Annotated in this window: 16 protein-coding genes and 3 pseudogenes; 13 read left to right on the plus strand and 6 right to left on the minus strand. The window is 65.9% G+C overall.

Annotated elements, in window-relative coordinates:
• Both BRC58_00805 and BRC58_00810 read left to right on the plus strand, forming a co-directional pair.
• Positions 1-345: hypothetical protein (locus BRC58_00805; GenBank protein PSP19356.1), on the plus strand; the 345-nt coding region annotated here is incomplete at its 5' end.
• A 24-nt stretch (positions 346-369) separates the two neighbouring features.
• Positions 370-984 (plus strand): annotated as a pseudogene (locus BRC58_00810) (MFS transporter).
• A gap of 4 nt (positions 985-988) precedes the next feature.
• Here BRC58_00810 and BRC58_00815 read toward each other — a convergent pair.
• The 5 genes and pseudogenes from BRC58_00815 to BRC58_00835 form a co-directional block, all read right to left on the minus strand.
• Positions 989-1,662 (minus strand): annotated as a pseudogene (locus tag BRC58_00815) (short-chain dehydrogenase).
• A gap of 51 nt (positions 1,663-1,713) precedes the next feature.
• Positions 1,714-1,968, minus strand: a complete 255-nt coding sequence (locus tag BRC58_00820) for a hypothetical protein (GenBank protein PSP19357.1) — start codon at positions 1,966-1,968, stop codon at positions 1,714-1,716.
• A 208-nt stretch (positions 1,969-2,176) separates the two neighbouring features.
• Positions 2,177-2,386 (minus strand): annotated as a pseudogene (locus BRC58_00825) (hypothetical protein).
• A 236-nt stretch (positions 2,387-2,622) separates the two neighbouring features.
• Positions 2,623-2,853, minus strand: coding sequence for a hypothetical protein (locus BRC58_00830; GenBank protein ID PSP19358.1), 231 nt, complete (start codon positions 2,851-2,853; stop codon positions 2,623-2,625).
• Between the two features lie 59 nt (positions 2,854-2,912).
• A complete protein-coding gene (locus tag BRC58_00835; protein PSP19359.1) occupies positions 2,913-3,170 on the minus strand; it encodes a chlororespiratory reduction protein 7 in 258 nt (85 codons plus the stop codon).
• A gap of 122 nt (positions 3,171-3,292) precedes the next feature.
• Between BRC58_00835 and BRC58_00840 the strand changes: the two genes are divergently transcribed.
• Complete coding sequence (locus BRC58_00840; protein ID PSP19360.1) at positions 3,293-4,726, plus strand: YdiU family protein; 1,434 nt, start codon at positions 3,293-3,295, stop codon at positions 4,724-4,726.
• 137 nt (positions 4,727-4,863) lie between these two features.
• Positions 4,864-6,219 carry an MFS transporter gene (locus BRC58_00845; GenBank protein ID PSP19361.1) on the plus strand — a complete coding sequence of 452 codons (1,356 nt, stop codon included), beginning with the start codon at positions 4,864-4,866 and terminating at the stop codon, positions 6,217-6,219.
• A 7-nt stretch (positions 6,220-6,226) separates the two neighbouring features.
• Here BRC58_00845 and BRC58_00850 read toward each other — a convergent pair whose 3' ends face one another.
• Entirely contained in the window at positions 6,227-6,961 is a 735-nt protein-coding gene (locus BRC58_00850; protein PSP19362.1) for an MBL fold metallo-hydrolase, read from the minus strand.
• Between the two features lie 119 nt (positions 6,962-7,080).
• Between BRC58_00850 and BRC58_00855 the strand changes: the two genes are divergently transcribed.
• The 9 genes from BRC58_00855 to BRC58_00895 all read left to right on the plus strand — a co-directional run bounded on the left by BRC58_00855 (position 7,081) and on the right by BRC58_00895 (position 18,242).
• Positions 7,081-8,571, plus strand: a complete 1,491-nt coding sequence (locus BRC58_00855) for a site-2 protease family protein (GenBank protein ID PSP19455.1) — start codon at positions 7,081-7,083, stop codon at positions 8,569-8,571.
• Positions 8,572-8,607: 36 nt separating this feature from the next.
• Complete coding sequence (locus tag BRC58_00860; protein PSP19363.1) at positions 8,608-9,216, plus strand: serine esterase; 609 nt, start codon at positions 8,608-8,610, stop codon at positions 9,214-9,216.
• A gap of 7 nt (positions 9,217-9,223) precedes the next feature.
• Positions 9,224-10,438, plus strand: a complete 1,215-nt coding sequence (gene coaBC, locus BRC58_00865) for a bifunctional phosphopantothenoylcysteine decarboxylase/phosphopantothenate--cysteine ligase CoaBC (protein PSP19456.1) — start codon at positions 9,224-9,226, stop codon at positions 10,436-10,438.
• A gap of 77 nt (positions 10,439-10,515) precedes the next feature.
• Entirely contained in the window at positions 10,516-13,182 is a 2,667-nt protein-coding gene (locus BRC58_00870; GenBank protein ID PSP19364.1) for a DEAD/DEAH box helicase, read from the plus strand.
• 38 nt (positions 13,183-13,220) lie between these two features.
• Positions 13,221-14,582 (plus strand): ribosome biogenesis GTPase Der, encoded by a 1,362-nt coding sequence (locus tag BRC58_00875; GenBank protein PSP19365.1) that lies wholly within the window; start codon positions 13,221-13,223, stop codon positions 14,580-14,582.
• Entirely contained in the window at positions 14,582-15,493 is a 912-nt protein-coding gene (locus BRC58_00880) for a hypothetical protein (GenBank protein PSP19366.1), read from the plus strand. The genes BRC58_00875 and BRC58_00880 overlap by 1 nt, the downstream gene beginning before the upstream one ends.
• The gene (locus BRC58_00885; protein PSP19457.1) at positions 15,490-16,908 is read left to right on the plus strand and encodes an anthranilate synthase component I; all 1,419 of its coding nucleotides are present in this window, start codon (positions 15,490-15,492) and stop codon (positions 16,906-16,908) included. Before BRC58_00880 ends, BRC58_00885 begins: the two co-directional genes overlap by 4 nt.
• 4 nt (positions 16,909-16,912) lie before the next feature.
• A complete protein-coding gene (locus BRC58_00890) occupies positions 16,913-17,590 on the plus strand; it encodes a YggS family pyridoxal phosphate-dependent enzyme (protein ID PSP19367.1) in 678 nt (225 codons plus the stop codon).
• Positions 17,591-17,687: 97 nt separating this feature from the next.
• Positions 17,688-18,242, plus strand: coding sequence for a cell division protein SepF (locus tag BRC58_00895; GenBank protein ID PSP19368.1), 555 nt, complete (start codon positions 17,688-17,690; stop codon positions 18,240-18,242).
• The last annotated feature ends 18 nt before the right edge of the window (positions 18,243-18,260 follow it).

An 18,260-nucleotide genomic window follows, 5' to 3' on the forward strand; every position in this document is an offset into this window, starting at 1 on the left:
GAGCGCCAATCGGACCAGTACCTGCTGCTGGGCATGGCGGGCGGCCTCGTTGCCACGGTAGCTGCCTACGTTGCTGTGGGCGGCACCTGGCGCCGCTACTACCAAATGCAAGGGCAGCGCGCGCGATCGCAGCCGGCCTCAGCAGCTGCTTGGCCAGTGCTGAAACAATTTCGCGTTGCCTTCCGCAACCGGCCGTTTTTGCTCGTTATGGGCATTTATTGGTGCTCTTGGATGGAATTGCAAGTGACGGCAGCCATGCTGCCTTATACCAATTTGAGCAGCGGATGCACGCTAACCAAAGGACATAACTCCCATATTGAAGGATTTTTGGAGATCGTAATCTAGTGCACAAGCCACGAGAATTGGTATTACTTCGTTCAGAATTGGATGGCACTGCCCGAGCGGCACTTTACCCAAATGGCGCTCGCCGTCCAGGGGACAGCGCTGGTCAGCATGGTTGCTTGGAACTGGCTGGGCCAACACACGGGCAAGCGCGCTATCTACGGCTGGGGCATTCCCATAACGCTGGTTGCCCAAGCTGGGTTGTTTTTGCTGCAACCCGGCCAGCTGGCGCTCATGTACGCGCTGGGCATCATGGCTGGGCTGGGGCTGGCCACCGCCTATCTAGTGCCTTGGGCGATGCTACCGGACGCGGTCGATTGGGACGAGCTGCACACGGGGCAGCGCCGGGAAGGGGTGTTCTACGGCACTTTCGTCCAAATGAAAAAAATCGGTACGGCGATTGCGCTGTTCCTGGTCGGTCAAGCGCTGGATTGGGCAGGCTTTGTCACCCAATCGGGCCAAGCCGGCGCCCCCGAGCAACCCGAATCGGCGCTTTGGGCCATCCGCAGCCTCACGGCGCTCGTCCCCAGCCTGGTGCTGGCAGGCAGTCTGGTTCTGGTCGCGCTCTATCCCATCAATCGCGAACGCCACCAGCAAATCCGGATGCAGTTGCTTGAGCGTGCCCGAGCCGGTCCGCGTTGAGCGCTCAAAACGGTTCCACCCAAGGGCGCAGGTCCAGCTCGTGGGTCCAGGCGCTGCGAGGTTGGCAGTGCATTTGGTAGTAGGCCTCGGCAATGGCATCGGGCGCCAGGGTCCGGTCCTGGGGATCCTCACCGATTTGCCCATCAATGACTGCATGCGCCACATGAATGCCCTGCGGCGCCAGCTCGCGCGCCAGGCTCTGGGCGACGGCGCGCAGGCCGAATTTGCCGGCGGCTAGGTTGAAAAGTTGACCTTGCTGCGCCAAGCGGCTGTCGCGCCGGTAAACAGCAGCGTTCCCTGTCCGCGCTCGAGCATGCGTCGCGCGGCGGCTTGCCCCAGCAGCAACCCACCGAAGCAGCCGGCACGCCAGCACCGTTCGAACTCAGCTGGGTCCGTCTCGAGGACGCGCTTGGGCACGTAGGCGCCGGCGTTGTAGACCGCAACCGAAGGGGGCCCGAGCTCGGCATCGAGCTGCCGGAATAAGTTCTCAACCTCGGCCTCGCGCGTGACGTCGCAACTATAGGCGCGCCCGCCTATTTCGGCAGCCAGCGGTTGCAAGCGCTCGCCGCGGTGCGCAGCCACGGCAACGTCCATACCGGCGCGGGCAAAGCGGCGCGCGATCGCGCTGCCCAGGCCGGGACCCACGCCCACAACAACGGCAACTTCGCGCTCGCGCATGCCAGGAGCTCCTTGCTATCCGGTGCTAGCTGGCGCCTAGAGGCCGGCTGGCTAAACCGGCACGGTCGCCATCCATGCCGCGCAGCGCTCGATCTGCCGGCGCATGATGGCGGCATCGGCATGGTAGCGGCGGCCGTGGCCGGGCAAGACCCACTCAAACGAATACTGCCCCAGCGCCTGCATGGACTGGCGCAGCATTGTCCAGGAATACCAACACATGTGCGGGAACGCCACCAGCTGGCCCAGCTCGTCAGACCAGGCCAGGTGGTCGCCGCTAAACAGAAAGCGCCCGTTGTAGCGCAGCACGATGTAACCTTCGGTGTGCCCCGGAACTGGAATGGCCAGCAGGTCCTCGGCCAGCGGGAGGGGGTCGTAGCCCGCCAGGGGCCACTCAATATCGCGAGTGCTCTGGGTTGTTTCTGCGCGGTGCAGGATGCGATCGCAGCCAAAGTGCGCCCGGAAGCAAGCGTGGTCGGCCACATCGTCGCGATGGGTCAGCACCATGAGCTGCACGCCCCCCCATAGCTTCCAGTTGCCGCACTAATGGGGGCGCAAAGCGCGGCGAGTCTACCAGGATGTTGCCGGCCGAGCGCTGGATGAAATAGCTGGCGGCGCCGAAGGACTCAGGTGCGTGGTAGCCGCAGTGGTAGACGTTTTCGGCAATGGGCAGCGGAAATCGGCGCTGGATGGAGCGGATATCGCGCGGTTTGCTTTCGGTGCCAATATAGCAGTCGTAGACCACATGTGAACGGAACTAGCTTGTTGGGCAAAACTCTGGGGCTCTCTCGAACTGGGAGTTAAAGCCCTCAGAGACAAGCCCGCTTATCTGTTCACGATCCATGTGTTTTTGCTATATAGTAGTCGTAGACTAAGCGTGAACGGGGCTAGCTTGTTGAGTGAAACTCCAGGAGCCTCTCGAAATGGGGATCGAGGCTCTCAAGTATAAGTACATTTATCTGTTCACGATCCACATGTTTTTGCTATAGATGCCGTGGGGCAAGCGAGCAGCGCTTGCAGGGTGCGCTCTCGCTGGCCCGCATCGCCGGATTGGTGGTAAACGGCCGATTGGCCGCCATCGCGATGGAAGACCTCAGGCGCCATCCAGCGGCACGTGTCGCAGTCGATGCAGCTGCTATCGACGTAGAACTCGCCGCTGGCGTTCTGCGGGCGCCGCCGCTCGAGTTGCGCCATGCGCTAGCTGGGATCTCGGCCTCTGCCTCTCATTATCCCGCAGGCACACGCCGAGGCTGCTATTTCTCCAACCGGACGAGGTACCACTGCAGGTACTGCCCTGGCGCCACGTCGAATTCGCACGCCGTTTCCATCAGGTGTCGGGCTTGCGCCTCGACCGTCTCTAGCTGTTGCAAATCGCGGGGCAGATCGGCCTGCCGCTGCTGCAGAATTGCCTGGAGCTTAGCGAGCAACTCCGCCTCGCTCAGGTACTGCTCGGATTGGTTGGGCTCGAGGACGACGTAGGCGTCCCCTTGGTACATGATCCGATCCGGCATGGCGGCGCGCGCGGCTCAATGTACCCCCAAGTGTAGCGAGTGGCGGGCGGCTGCCCCCAGGCGCAATGGGCGATCGCGCGGCAGCGCGGTAAGCTCGTAGCGCAGGCCCTGACGCTGGCGCCATGACTCGGACGCGCACCAACCCGTTTTTGACCCTGGCGTACGAACCGGCCCTGGAGCAGCTGAGTTCGGGGTTTTGGGACCCAGTCTCGGCGGCCGAGTTTCCCCAGCACATCCTGCGCTTTCGCAACGATGACCTGCTGCCGTTGCTGGGCCTCGACCCCGCCGCGGTCTCAGACGCCGATTTCATTGAGGCCTTCGGCCAGTTCCAAGCCCCGACCCCATTTCTGGCTTGGCGCTACCACGGCTACCAATTCGGCAACTACAACCCGTTTTTGGGCGACGGCCGCGGCTTTGTCTACGGCCAAGTGCGCGGGACGGACGGGCGCCTCTACGATTTGGGCACCAAAGGCTCGGGCCGGACCCCTTATTCGCGCGGCGCTGACGGTCGGCTAACGCTCAAAGGCGGGGTTCGCGAGGTTGTGGCTGCCGAAGCCTTGCATGCGCTGGGCGTGCGGACCTCGCGCTGCCTGAGCCTGATCGAAACTGGCGAGCAGCTCTGGCGCCACGATGAGCCCTCGCCCACGCGCGCCTCGGTCATGGTGCGCCTCAACCACTCCCACATCCGCTTTGGCACCTTCGAGTGCCTGCACTACAATCGCCAGCCCGATGGCATCCGCCAGTTGCTCGAACACGCGATCGCCTACTATTACCCGCACTTGGCGGGCGATCCGGAGCGCGGGGCCCGTTTTTACTACGAGCTCGTCCAGCACGTTGCCGAGCTGGCAGCGCAGTGGATGGCAGCCGGTTTTTGCCACGGGGTCCTCAACACCGACAACATGTCCATCACGGGCGAGAGTTTCGACTACGGCCCCTTTGCCTTCATTCCCACCTACAATCCGCAGTTTACAGCGGCCTCCTTTGACTGGTTCCGGCGCTACAGCTACGGCAACCAGCCCACCATTTGCCGGTTGAACCTGGAGCTTCTCCAGCAGCCGCTGGCCGCTGCCATTCCCAGCACTGAGATGGAAGCGAGCTTGGCCCAGTTCGATGCGCGCTACTGGCAGGCTTACCGCGAGCTCATGCTGGGCAAGCTGGGCTTGGATAGCTCGAACTCGGGCGGCGATGCGCTGCTGGGGCAGACCCTGGAGCTGCTGTACGCGACCCAGGTTGGCTACCCGGCCTTTTTTGCCGAGCTCGCCCGCGGCTTTAGCCCGAGCTGGCGCGATCGCGCCGAGCTCATTCTGGAGAATGCCTTTCTGCCGCAACTGCGCCAGGCCCCCAAGTTGTGGGCGCAGTGGCAGGCGCACTACCAGCAGGCGCTCGCGCAGCTGCCAGCTGAGGCCATGGATGCCGTTGAGGCACGCTTGCAGCAGCGCAACCCGCCAACTGTTCCGCTGCACGCCACCATCGAGTCGGTTTGGCAAGCCATCAGCGAAGGCAATGACTGGGCGCCGTTTGCGGATTTGCTGGCGCGCCTTCAAAAGCGGCGCTAGAGGCCCGACCTCGCCTTGCCAGCCCTCGCGCTCGGGCTTTAAAATACTTAATCTCTCCCCCGGCGGCATGCGGGCAGTGCCGCGATCGCCCTTCGAACGAACGCCGGATCCGGTCGCGTCGCGTGAGGGCAACGGGCATGGAACGACTGCGCGCTCGGCTCCCCCAACTCAACCCGCAAATCTGGACCCAGGCGGCCGGGCGGTGCCTGTTCAAGCTGGGGCAGGGCCTGCTGCAGTTCTACATGCCGCTTTTGTTCGTCAACCAGGTGGGCCTATCGACTACGGCAGTGGGTGTCAGCGTAGGCAGTGCTTCGCTCTCGGGGGCCATCGGCTACATTGCCGGCGGCTCGCTGGCCGATTCCCAGCGCTGGGGCCGCAAGGGCACGCTCCTGCTGTCGGCCGGGCTCTCGGTCGTGGCCGCGCTGGTGCTGGCGCTCGCGCGCGATACGCCCACCCTGATTGCAGCCAACTTACTGCTGGGGATCGGCATTGGCTTCTACTGGCCCGCTGCTGACGCCTCGGTCACGGATGTGGCTGCGCCCGAGGAACGGCGGCAGGCATTCGCCCTGCTGGGGGTGGCCGAGAACTTGGGCGTTGGAGCGGGCATCATAGGGGGCGGCATCGCCTTGCTGGCGCTCGCGCAACCCCAGCAGCTGTTCCTGCTAACGGCGCCCATTTTTCTGGCCTTTGGGGCGCTCATTCGCCTGGCCATGACCGAAACGCGGCAGCCGCAGGCTGAGGGAAACAGCGACTCGGTCCGCGGTTGGCTGGTCGCCCTGCAGGACCGACCGCTTTGGATTTTTGTCGCGGTCAATCTGTTCTTTACGACCTACATCGCGCTGGTCTACAGCACGCTGCCGCTCTATTTCACCAATTTCGTGCTGGCGGGCGGCGGCGATCCCGACGCCCTGGTCAGTTTTAGCCCCACCAGCACGGCCGGCTTGTTTGCCTGGCACGTACTGTGTGCCAGCGTCTTGCAAATGCCGGTCGTTCGGGCACTGCGCACGCTCACCCAGGCCCGGGCGCTTGCGGTTGCCATGCTGCTGTGGGGCGCTGGGTTTGGCTTGGTTTGGCTGACCAGTCAGATTGGCGGCGGCCGGACGCCGCTGGCATTCGCCGCTCTGGCTTTTTTGGCGCTGGCGACCGTGGCCTATCAGCCCCTGGCCTCCAGCCTGGTCGCCGAACTCGCGCCCCAGTCCCAGCGCGGCGTTTACTCGGCCGTCAACGCCCAGTGCTGGACGGTGGGCGATTTTGTCAGTCCCGTTTTAGGGGGATGGGCCCTCGATCACTCGGCGGCAGTGGCCCACAACGCATGGCTGGTGGCGGCCGCCACGACCGTTTTTGGCTTGCTGCTCCTGCCGCTGCTGGATCGCTACCGCACGCAAGTGGCAGCGGAATCGCTCACTGTGCCCGGCTATGGCGAAGGCAGCCCATCAGAAGGCAACGCCTACCAGCACCAATCCCCGCTGGGCGCGGGCGCTTCCTCACAGTAGCTAGCGGCTACTGCAGCACGGGCGGCTCTTGGCGCAGCGCGTCCAACTCAAGCGCCGCTAAGTGCGCGTAGGCATTCACAATTGCGCCTTGCCCGCGCAGGAACCCCGTTCCCGCGCCCGGGCAGATGTAGTGCAGCGTCTGGGCCGAGAAGCGATCGCGCAGCGCCTGCACGCTGCGCAACTGGCGGAACCAATGGAACGTTTTGCCCATGCGCAGCGGTACGGGCTTGCCCGCTCGATCAGGCAACAAGTGGCGACCGCTAAATAAGATGCCCCCCTGGCGGCGGCAGTACAGGCAGCTGCTACCGGGCGAGTGGCCGGGGGTCCAGATGGCCTGGCAGCTCGCGGTGAGCTCGCAATGGGCCCAAAACGGCGTTACGGTCGCATCCGGGAGCAGGTAAGCCTCGCGCTCGTGCACCACAATCTCGCAGCCCAAGGCTGATTGCATTTCGCTGGCCTGACTGATGCCGCCGCGGTGGGTTAAAAACAGCCAGCGGACGCCGCCGCAAGCACGTAGGAATTGGGCCGCCGTTTCGTCCCAAGCGGGGCAATCGATCAAGATGTTGCCTTGGGGCTCGCAAACCAAATAGGCGGTACCGCCCAGCGTTTTCCGGTTGGGGGGGAAGGCGTAAATGCCATCCCAGAGGGAACGCGGCGGCTTGGTGCTACCGTCGCGCTGCGGCGTCCCCGAAGCACTGCGCGCCGTTTGCGAGTCGGGATTGGGGGGCGATTGGGAATGCATGGTGGCGACCGAAACAGGCCAACCAGCCTAGCAAGTGAGCGCCGGCTGCCGTTGGCTAGGCTGAATGGGGGGCAGCTGGGGCCGGCTGTGTTACCGAGTGAGGGCCTCTCATGGAAGGATTGCTGCTGCTGACGCTGCTGGCGATCGGGGGTGTAACGTATCTAATCTTGCGGCGCAGCGTGGCGCCGCTGACGCGAACCCCCATCTGGCTGCTGTGGCTGGTGGTGATGGCGCCGCCGGTTATCTGGAGCGGCTGGATGCTGGTAGTTGGCAGCGAGCGGCCGCCATTGCTGTTCCTGCTGCTGCCGTTTGTCGTCTCAACGCTGCTGTATTTTTGGCTCATCCAGCGGGGGCGGCGCGATGCCAACTCCCCGGCTGGCTCGAGCGCTGCCCGCCCCCAGCAAGCGTCGCTGTCCGTGGAGCGCTCGCCCGCTGCTAGCGGCAGCGAGCGCGATGCCCCTGCCCCCAAGCTGCTTGATCGCGACGAAGAGGCCCGCCTGCGGCACTGCTTCCCCTGGCATGTGTATTACCTGCAGGGGATCGAGCAACAGGCCCAAGCCGTCCTTTGCCGGGGCAAGCTGCGCGCTACCCCCGAAGTGGCCGACAAAACGGTGCGCGAGAACGTGGCCCAGCAGTTTGGCGAGCGCTTTTGGGTCATCTTTCAGCCCGGCCCCAAAAACCAGCCGCTGTTTGCGTTGGTTCCCAACGCCCGAGCCCAGGCTGGCGCGCGCGCCGAGCGCCTCGTCCGGCCCGGCCTTGCGGGGGGACTGCTGCTGGCGAGCGCGATCGCTGCTACCTGGTTCGGTGCCGGCTTAGCTGGCGTGACGCCGCAAGCGCTACAACAGCGCCCCACTGCCCTATTGCAGGGCGTGCCGTACGCGCTTGCCCTGGTGGGCGTGCTGGGGGCTGGCGAGCTGAGCCACTACGGGCTCGCGCGCGCCTACCGGCTGCGCGCGAGCTTACCGTATTTCATCCCCTTCCCCGTTGTGGGGACAGTGGGGGCATTCGCGCAGCTGCGATCGCCGCTGCCCCACCGCCAGGCCCTGTTCGATGTCGCGATTGCGGGGCCGCTGGTCAGTTTGCTCGTGGCGCTGCCAGTGCTGATCGGCGGCTTGGCTGCCTCTAGCACCGTGCCGCTATCGGTGGAGGCGAGCCTGTTTCGCCTCGATGCCCTCGATCCGCGCGGGTCGCTGTTGCTGACCGCGGCCAGCAAGCTGGCACTGGGCGAGGCGCTGGGGCCCGATCAGGCCATCGATCTGGCCCCTGTTGGGCTGGCGGGTTATATCGGTGTGGTTGTTGCGGTGCTCAAGCTAATGCCGGTGGGGCGCTTGGATGGCGGGCATATCGTCCACGCCATGTACGGGCAGCGGAGCGCCATTGCCATCGGCCAAGTCGTGCAGCTGCTCGTGCTAGCCCTGGCGTTTTTGGATCCGGGATTTTTGGTTTGGGCGATCGCCTTGCTGTTTATCCCCACCATCGATGAGCCTGCCCTCAACGACGTCTCGCCCCTGGATGACAAGCGCGACGCGCTGGGGCTGCTAGCGCTGGCGCTGCTGGCCTGCATCGTCCTGCCGGCGCCTGAGGCGCTATTGCAAGCGTGGAACCTGTAGGATCGAGGCGCTGCAATCGCCGCCAGGAGGCTCGCTCTGTCACTAGAAGCCATCGCCGTTCCCGCCCAGCGTTCCCATCCACCCGAGCGCTTGCTGGTGATGCTGCACGGCTGGGGTGATCGCGCGGGCAATTTGGCCGCCCTAGGAGAGACCTTAGAGCTCAATGGCGGCCAACTGTGGTTTCCGGATGCGCCCTTTGCCCATCCCCACGTTCCGGGCGACCGAATGTGGTACGACCTGCAGCAGTGGGACGAGCAGGGACTGGCCCAGAGCCGACAGCAGCTCCACGATTGGCTGCGCGCGCTGCCGGCGGCAACGGAGGTGCCGCTTGCGCGCACGGTGCTGGCCGGGTTCTCCCAGGGCGGTGCCATGGCGCTGGATGTGGGCTTGCAGTGGCCGCTGGCGGGAGTTTGCAGCCTCAGCGGCTACCTGCACGCCCAGCCCCAGGCGGCGACTGAGCCGCCGCCGGTGCTGATGGTGCACGGCCGCCAAGATCCGGTCGTTCCGCTGCAGGCAGCGCAGCAAGCCCAGCAGGCGCTCGCGGCAGCTGGCGTCGCCCTCGATTACCGCGAGCGCGACATGCAGCACGAGCTGCCGCCCCCCGTGCTGGAGCAGATCCGCGAGTTTGTCTTGGCGCACACCTAGGCCCATGCTGCGCGAACGGCGCATTGCCATCGGCATTGGCGGCGGTATCGCCGCCTACAAGGCCTGCGAGCTGATCTCGCGGCTGGTCAAATCGGGGGCGCAAGTCCGTGCCGTTCTCACCGAGAGCGCCCAGGCGTTCGTGACACCGCTGACGGCAGCCACCCTCAGCCGCCAGCAAGCCTACACCGACGCTGACTTTTGGCAGCCCCATCCGCGTCCACTCCACATTGAGCTGGCGGAGTGGGCTGAGGTGTTGGTCGTGGCCCCGCTTACGGCCAACACGTTGGGCAAACTGGCAGCGGGCTTGGCCGACAACCTGCTGACCAATACCGTTTTGGCCTCGCGCTGTCCCCTGCTGCTGGCGCCGGCCATGAACGTCGAGATGTGGGGACAGCCCGCCGTGCAGCGCAATTGGTCGCTGCTGCAACAGGCCGAGCGCGTTCGCGGCTTGGATCCTGGCTCGGGGCTGCTGGCCTGCGATCGCGTCGGGACGGGGCGCATGGCGGAACCGGCCGCGATCGAGCTGGCGGTTTGCTCGGCGCTGCACGCCGGCGGCCGGGCGGATCTGGCGGGCAAGCGGGTGCTGGTAACGGCCGGCGGCACGCGCGAACCCCTGGATCCGGTGCGGTTTCTGGGCAATCCTGCCACGGGGCGCATGGGGCTTGCCATCGCGCAAGCGGCCGCCCATCGCGGGGCCGAGGTCACCTTGATCGGCACCTGGCCCCAGGAGGCGGTTGCGGCCGGCATAGCGCTCGTGCCGGCCAGCAGTGCCGCCCGGATGCACCAGGCTCTGCTCGAGCGCTTCGAGCGCGCTGACTGGGCGATCTTGGCCGCGGCGGTTGCCGACATCAAACCGGCTAGCTACTGGGCGCACAAGCGCCCCAAGCGATCGCTACCGACCTCGCTGCCGCTGGCATGGGTCCCTGACATAGCAGCCGATCTGGGCGCGCGCAAGCAGCCCCACCAAACCACCATCGGCTTTGCCGCCCAAACTGGGGAGACCGTTGTGCCCGCGCGCGAGAAGCTGGCGCGCAAGCAGCTGGATGCCATCGCCGCCAACCCCATCGATGCCCCCGATGCCGGCTTTGGCAGCGAAACCAACCGGGCGACGCTGCTCGATGCCTGGGGGCGCGAGCGCGCGATAGGCCCCTGCAGCAAGTTCGAGCTGGCGCACGGCCTGCTGGATTTTGTCGCCACGCTGCCGCAGCGCAGTGCCGGCTAGCCCGCGATCGCGCCTGCCTACAATGGAGTCGGTACGCTGCGCTGCACGACTTTGACAGGGCTGGCGGGGGATTCCCATTGACCGACGTTACAACGCCCACCGAGCTGGCGTTTGACGCGCTGTTTCCGTTTGAGCTCGATGCCTTTCAGCAGCGCGCCACGAGCGCGTTCGATGCGGGCAAATCGGTAGTGGTGAGCGTGCCCACTGGCTCGGGCAAAACGCTGGTGGGTGAGTACGCCATCTACCGCGCGCTCGTCCGCGGCAAGCGCGTTTTTTACACCACCCCCCTCAAAGCCCTCTCCAACCAGAAGCTGAGTGACTTTCAAGCCCGTTTCGGCCGCCACAACGTCGGGCTGGTGACTGGCGATGTTTCCCACAACCGCAATGCCCCTGTGCTGGTGATGACCACCGAGGTGTTCCGCAATATGCTCTACGGAACGCCCATCGGGCAAGCTCAGGGCGTCCCGGCATCGCTGGAGGGGGTAGAAGCCGTGGTGCTGGATGAGTGCCACTACATGAACGATCCCAGCCGCGGCACGGTGTGGGAAGAGTCCATTATTTATTGTCCGAGCAGCATCCAGCTGCTGGCCCTCTCGGCCACGATCGCCAACGCCGAGCAGCTCACCGACTGGATCGATCGCATCCACGGTCCCACCGAGCTAGTCCGCTCCCAGGTACGCCCCGTCCCACTGCAGTTTCACTTCAGCTCGCCCCAGGGGTTGTTTCCGCTGCTCGATCGGCAGCAGCGCAAGCTCGACCCGCGCCTCAAAGGCAAAAAGCGCGCCTCGGGCAAGCGGCGCACCAAAAAGCGCAACTGTCCCAGCACCGAGCAGGTCCTGCAGCAGCTCCAGGAGCGGGAGATGCTCCCCGCCATTTATTTCATCTTTAGCCGCCGGGGCTGCGATCGCGCCGTGGCCGAGCTGGATGGCCTCTCGCTGGTCGATGCCCAAGAGGCCCAGCAGATCGAGCGGTGGGTGCAGCAGTTTTTGCACCAGCACCCCGAAGGCGCGCGCGCCGGGCACGTCGAGCCGCTAACCCGCGGAATCGCCGCCCATCATGCCGGCATCCTGCCTGCCTGGAAGGGCCTGGTGGAAGAGCTCTTTGGGGCCGGCTTGGTGAAGGTGGTCTTTGCCACCGAGACGCTGGCAGCCGGGATCAACATGCCCGCACGCACCACGGCCATCTCCTCGCTGGCCAAGCGTACCGATCACGGCCACCGGCTGCTGCGCGCCTCGGAGTTTTTGCAAATGGCCGGTCGGGCCGGCCGGCGTGGCATGGATGCCACCGGCCACGTGGTCTGCGTCCAAACCCGCTTTGAGGGGGCTGCCGAGGCGGCGCAAATTGCAACGCAAGCAGCCGATCCGCTCGTCAGCCAGTTTAGTCCCACCTACGGCATGGCCCTCAACTTGCTGCAGACCCAATCCCTGCAGCAAGTCAAACGCTTGCTCGAGCGCAGCTTTGCCCAGTACCTGGCCGAGCAGCGCCTAGAGCCGGAGCGCCAGGCCATCGCCGAGCTAACGCGCGAGGCCAGCCAGCTCGACTTGGAGTTAGCCCAGATCGACCCGGCCCACTTCGCCAGCTACGACAAGTTGCGGGCGCGGCTCAAGGAGGAGCGCCGCATTGCCAAGTACCTGCAACGCGAGGCCGAGGCCGAGCGCACGCCGGCCATTGCTGCTGCCCTAGACCAGGCAGCGCCCGGCCAAATCCTCTACCTCAAAGGCCCCAACGTCACTGTGCCGTCTCCGCTACCCGCTGTCCTCTACACCCAGGCCCACAGCGGCGGCCGATCCGCGATCACCATCTGCATCGGCAACGACAACCGCTGGTACGTTGCCGCCCCTAGCGACGTCGCGGAGCTGGGCGAGCAGCCCCTCGCCGCCGAGCTGCTGCAAGGCATCGCGCCGCCAGGGGACCTCACCCTCAAGCCCGGCAAGCGGCGTCAGGGCGACGAGGCTACGGCCGCGATCGCTGGGCGCCTGCCGGCCGATGCCAGCGAGCTGCCAGCGCCGCCGGCCGTAGCGGCCCAGCAGGACAAAATCGCCCGCCTGGAGCGCCAGCTGGCCGAGCACCCGCTGCAGCAGTGGGGCAAGCCCAGCACCCTGCTCAAGCGCTACCAGCGCCGCGAGACCGTCCGGGCCGAGCTGGAGAAACGCCAGAGCCGCTCCCAGCAGCAGCGCGCCCAGCACTGGCAGGCCTTTCTCAACCTCGTAAGCGTCCTGCACGAGCTGGAGGCGCTGCAGGACCACCAACCCACCGAGTTAGGGGAAACCGCAGCCGCCATCCGCGCCGACAACGAGCTGTGGTTGGCCCTGGCCTTGCGCTCGCGGGCGCTCGATGCGCTGGAGCCGCAGCAGCTGGCGGCGGCAATGGGGGCACTGGTGCTGGAGCCCCCGCGCCCGGACAGCCAGACGCACTACGCTCCCAGCCGCGCGACCGCTGCGGCCCTGGGCCAGCTGCAACCGCAGCGCGATCGGCTCCTGCAGGTGCAGCGCCGCCACGGCGTCTCCATGGCGGTTTGGCTGGAGTCCTCGCCCATTGGGTTGGTGGAGCAATGGGCCCTGGGCGAGGCCTGGGGCGATCTCTGCGACAATACCAGCCTGGATGAAGGCGACATCGTTCGGATCCTGCGCCGCACGATGGATGTGCTGGCGCAGCTGCCGCACGTGCCCCACATCTCGCCAGCGCTGGGCGCCAACGCGCGCCGCGCCATTCAGCTAATGGAACGTTTTCCGCTCGAGCCCTAAAGCGCTCGGGCGAGCCCCTTACCGACGAATCCCGCGCCATGCAACAGCGACCGGTTGTCGCCATCATCGGACGGCCCAACGTGGGCAAATCGGCGCTCGTCAACCGCATTGCGAGCGCCCGCGCCTCCATCGTCGACGAGCGCGCCGGCATGACGCGCGATCGCGTCTATCAGGACGCGTTTTGGCAAGACCGCGATTTTGCCGCGGTCGACACGGGGGGCTTGATCTTTGAAGACGACACCGAGTTTCTGCTCCACATCCGCGAGCAGGCTGCTGCTGCGCTGGAAGAGGCGTGCGCGGCCGTTTTGGTGGTCGACGGCCAGGCCGGTCTGACGGCACTGGATGAAGCCATTGCCGATTGGCTGCGACGGCAGTCCGTCCCCGTGCTGCTAGCGGTCAACAAGTGCGAATCCCCCCAATGGGGCCTGGCGCAAGCCGCCGAGTTCTGGGCGCTGGATCTGGGCGAGCCGTTTCCGGTTTCGGGCATGCACGGTAGCGGCGTGGGCGATCTGCTCGATGCCCTGGTGGCGAAGTTCCCGCCGCCAGCGCCGCCCGCCGAGCGAGCGCCCATCAACGTTGCCATTGTGGGCCGCCCCAACGTGGGCAAATCCAGCCTGCTCAATGCCATTAGCGGCGTTACCCGCGCCATCGTCACGCCCCAAGCCGGGACCACGCGCGATGCCATCGATCGCACCGTCGAGCGGCAAGGTCAGCCCTATCGCCTGATCGACACGGCCGGGATCCGCCGCAAGAAAAACGTGCGCTACGGGCCGGAGTTTTTCGGCATCAACCGCGCCTTCAAAGCCATCCGCCGCGCCGATGTCGTCGTGCTGGTGCTGGATGCCACTGAGGGCATTACCGAGCAGGATCTCAAGCTGGCCGGCCGGATTCAGGATCAGGGGCGCGCAGCGGTCATTGTCATCAACAAGTGGGACGCCGTTGCCAAAGACTCGCACACTCTCGATCAGTTCCAGCGCTACGTCCGCGATCGCCTGTCGTTTGTCGACTGGGCCGAGACGGCCTTTGTTAGCGCCACCACCGGCAAGCGCGTCTCGCAAATTCTGGATCGCGTCGAGGCGGCGGCCGGCGAGCATCGGCGCCGCGTTAGCACTGCCGTGCTCAACGAGGCCCTCCAGGAAGCGGTTGCGTGGCACACCCCACCCACCAACCGCCAGGGGCGGCAGGGCAAAATCTACTACGCCACCCAGGCCAGCAGCCAGCCGCCCACGGTGGTACTGTTTGTCAACGACCCCCGACGGTTCCCGGCCAACTACTGCCGCTACATCGAACGCCAGCTGCGCCAGCAACTAGGCTTTGCCGGGACGCCGCTGCGCTTGCGCTGGCGGGCTAAAAGCGCCCGCGCGCTCGAGGGGAGCCTCAACCGGGCAACGCGCGTCTGATGGATCTGCTGCGCTCGCTCCCGCTGGGCCTGTATTTGGAGCGGCCCGTTACCTGGCTGCACGGGTTGGACCCGCGCGTCAAGCTGGCCTGGTTGCTGAGCCTGCTGATGACGCCGCTGATGGCCAACCCGCAATGGCGCCTGATCCTGGTGGCGCTGCTGATCCTGCTGACGCTCTCGGCGGCCATTCCGCTGCGCGTCTGGCGCCAGCAAATGGGGTGGTTGCTGGTGCTGTGCGGGCTGGCCTTCGTGCTGACCTGCCTGTTGGATGACGGGCTCTCGGTCTCGCACCAGCCGCGCTTGCCCGCGCCCGAATCGGCCTTGTCGCTGGCGGAAACGCCGCTGCCGCAACCCCAAGACTACCGCTACCTGCTGTTCGCGCTCGATCTGGGGGTGATTGACATTGAGTTGACCCGCCGCTCGCTGGAGCTGGCCGTGCGGGTTAGCACCGTCATTTTTACTGTGCTCTACAGTGCCAATCTCTACTTGCTCACCACCGCTCCCGAAGCGATCGCGGCCGGTTTGGAGAGCCTGATGCGGCCACTGCGGCGCCTCAACGTGCCGGTTACCGAAATAACGCTGACCCTGACCCTCTCGCTGCGCTTCATTCCGCTGGTACTCGAGGAGGTGCAGAATTTGGTGCGCTCGGTCCGGACGCGGGCCATCAACTGGCAGCAGTTGGGCTGGCGCCGCGGCTTGCAAGTGTGGCTGGTGGTGGTGGAGCGGCTGCTCAAAAACCTGTTGCTGCGCGCCGAGCAGATCGCAACGGCCATGCAGGTGCGCGGCTTTACCAGTCCCAGCGAGCACCGCGTGCGCTGGCACGAGCTGGCCTTGGGGCGCGGCGATTGGCTGGCCCTATTGGCGCTGGCGCTGCTGTGGAGCGGGCGCGTGGCCTGGGGCGGCATGGCATGAGTGCGGTCGCGCCCTGGCGCTGGCGTGCGCTGCCGCTTGGGGAGTGCACGGGGGCTGAGGTCTTTGAGGCGCTGGGCTATCCCAGCCAGCCCATTGCCACCCTGCTGGAAAGCCCCGTTCCGCCCCCGCAAGACCGGCCCCAGTTGGCGCGCTATTCCATTTGCGCGGGCCCACCGCGCACGGTGGGCGGCCGGCAGCAGCTCTATCGGCCGCCGCTGGGGCAGGTGCTGCCTTGCCTGCGCCGCTTGCTGCGCGCGAGCGGGACGCGCGGCATTCCCGCCCGGTGCCAGCATCTGCCGTTTGTGGGGGGATGGCTGGGGTGGTTGAGCTACGACGCGGCCCGCGAAATCGAGCGCTTGCCCGACTGCAACCCCGATCCGCTCCCGTTCCCGGTGGCCTACTGGTACGAGCCCGCCACCTTCGCGGTGTTGGATCGCCCCAACGGCACGCTCTGGTTGGCTGCCACCCAGCTTGCCGAGTTGGATCGGTTGCAACGCTGCTGCGAGCGCACCCCGGCCCGAACCGCCGAGCCAGTTGCGCCAGGCAAGCCTGCCCGTTTTGTCCCCATTGCCACCCAAGCGGACTACGAGCGCGCCGTCCGCCGCGCTCAGGCCTACATCCGCGCTGGCGAGATCTTCCAGGCTAATTTGTCCCTGCGCTTCACCCTGACCACCGCAGCCGCCAGTTGGAGCGTTTATCGCGCCCTGCGCGCCATCAATCCGTCGCCGTTTGCCAGCTACTGGCAAACGCCTTGGGGCAGTGCCATCGGCTGTTCGCCCGAGCGGCTGGTCAAACTGGAAGGCCGAACCGCTCAAACCCGCCCCATTGCAGGTACGCGAGCGCGCGGGCGCGATACCCAAACCGACCGCGAGCTGGCAGCCGGGCTCCAGGGCAGTCGCAAAGACAGCGCCGAGCACCTGATGCTGCTCGATCTGGCCCGCAACGATTTGGGCCGCGTCTGCGAGTGGGGCTCGGTCCGCGCCGACGAGCGCTTTGCAATCGAGCGCTACAGCCACGTCATGCATCTGGTCAGTAACGTCACCGGCCGCCTGCGCTCGGATTGGGACGTGATCGATTTGGTGCGCGCGCTGTTTCCGGGCGGTACGATTACCGGATGCCCCAAAGTGCGCTGCATGGAAATCATCGAGGAACTCGAGCCCGTGCGCCGCAATTGGTTTTACGGTTCCTGCGGCTACCTCGACCGGCGCGGCTACCTCGATCTCAATATCGCCATCCGGACGTTGCTGCACTGCCGGGCCGAGGGGCGCGATCCCGCGGCCCGGTACCGCGTCTGGGGGCAAGTGGGCGCCGGCATCGTGGCCGACAGCGACCCCAAAACCGAGTGGCACGAGTCGCTGCGCAAGGCCCAGGCGCAGCTGGCAGCCCTGGGGCTTGCTACCGATCGCCAACGCTAGAACCATGACCGTCTCGAGTGCCGCCATCACCGAACGCGCCCGCCAAATCCGTCAGGAGCTGCCGGATCGCGTGCGCCTGGTGGCCGTTAGCAAAACCATGCCGGCCGAGGCCATCCGGGCCGCCCATGCAGCCGGCATCCGCGACTTTGGCGAAAACTTCGTCCAAGAAGCTGCCAGCAAGCAACAGCAGCTGTCGGATCTCGACGGCATCCGCTGGCACCTGGTGGGGCACCTGCAGCGCAACAAGGTCAAGCAAGCCCTGCAGCACTTTCACTGCATCCAGAGCTGCGATAGCTTGCGGCTGGCGCAGCGCTTGGATCGCGTTGCCGGCGACCGCGGCATTCGCCCGCCTGTCTGCCTGCAGGTCAAACCGCGCCCCGATCCCAACAAGTACGGCTGGACCTTTGAGGGCTTGTGGGCCGATCTCGCCGAGCTCGATCGCTGCCGCCATCTAGATGTGTGCGGCCTGATGGCAATCCTGCCGCTGGGGCTATCGCAAGCGGAGGCCCTGGAGGCGTTCCGCTCGGTGCGCGCCTTGGCCGATCGCATCGCTAGCCAGCAGCTGTCGCAAATCCGCATGCAGGAGCTATCGATGGGCATGTCCGCCGACTACCCGCTGGCGCTCCAAGCCGGAACGACCGTGGTGCGATTGGGCCAAACCATTTTTGGCGCCCGCTCTTGACGCAAGTGGGGAGCAATGCCAACCTTCAACGCAAGCACGCGTCCCAGTGCTAGTGCTGGCGCGCGTCTGAACCGTTTTGCGCAGCTAGGGGGAAACCGTGAATTCGGTATTGGCCAAGCTAAGAGAATTTGTCAGTTTTGACGAGCCCGAAGCTTACGACGAGTACGAAGACGACCTGGATCGCGACGAGACCGAAGGGATCGCGGCCGATGCCGGCGGGCGCGAGGAGCGCCAGCGTCGCTATCGGCCCGGCGTTGGTGCCGCTCGCAGCGGCAGCGTTGCGGCCGGGAGCAATGTCATCGGCATGCCCGGCACCAGCAACGGGGCATTTGAGGTCATGGTGTTCGAGCCGCGCTCGTTCGAGAAGATGCCGCAAGTCATTCAAGCCCTGCGCGAGCGCAAGTCGGTGGTGCTGAATTTGACCATGATGGAGCCCGACGAAGCGCAGCGGGCCGTCGACTTTGTCGCAGGCGGCACCTACGCCATGGACGGCCACCAAGAGCGCGTGGGCGAAAGCATTTTCCTGTTTACCCCCAACAGCGTCAAAGTCACTACCCATTCCGGCGCGGTCCACGAGACGCCCTCCTCGAGCCAGAGCGAGAGCGTGCAGCCCGGGGCTTGGGCGACCGATCCCGAGAGCCTGGCGCAGTAGCGCCCCGCTCGCCGGCAG

It is taken from the genome of Cyanobacteria bacterium QS_8_64_29 (genome assembly GCA_003022125.1).
Taxonomy (GTDB): Bacteria; Cyanobacteriota; Cyanobacteriia; order Cyanobacteriales; family Rubidibacteraceae; genus QS-8-64-29.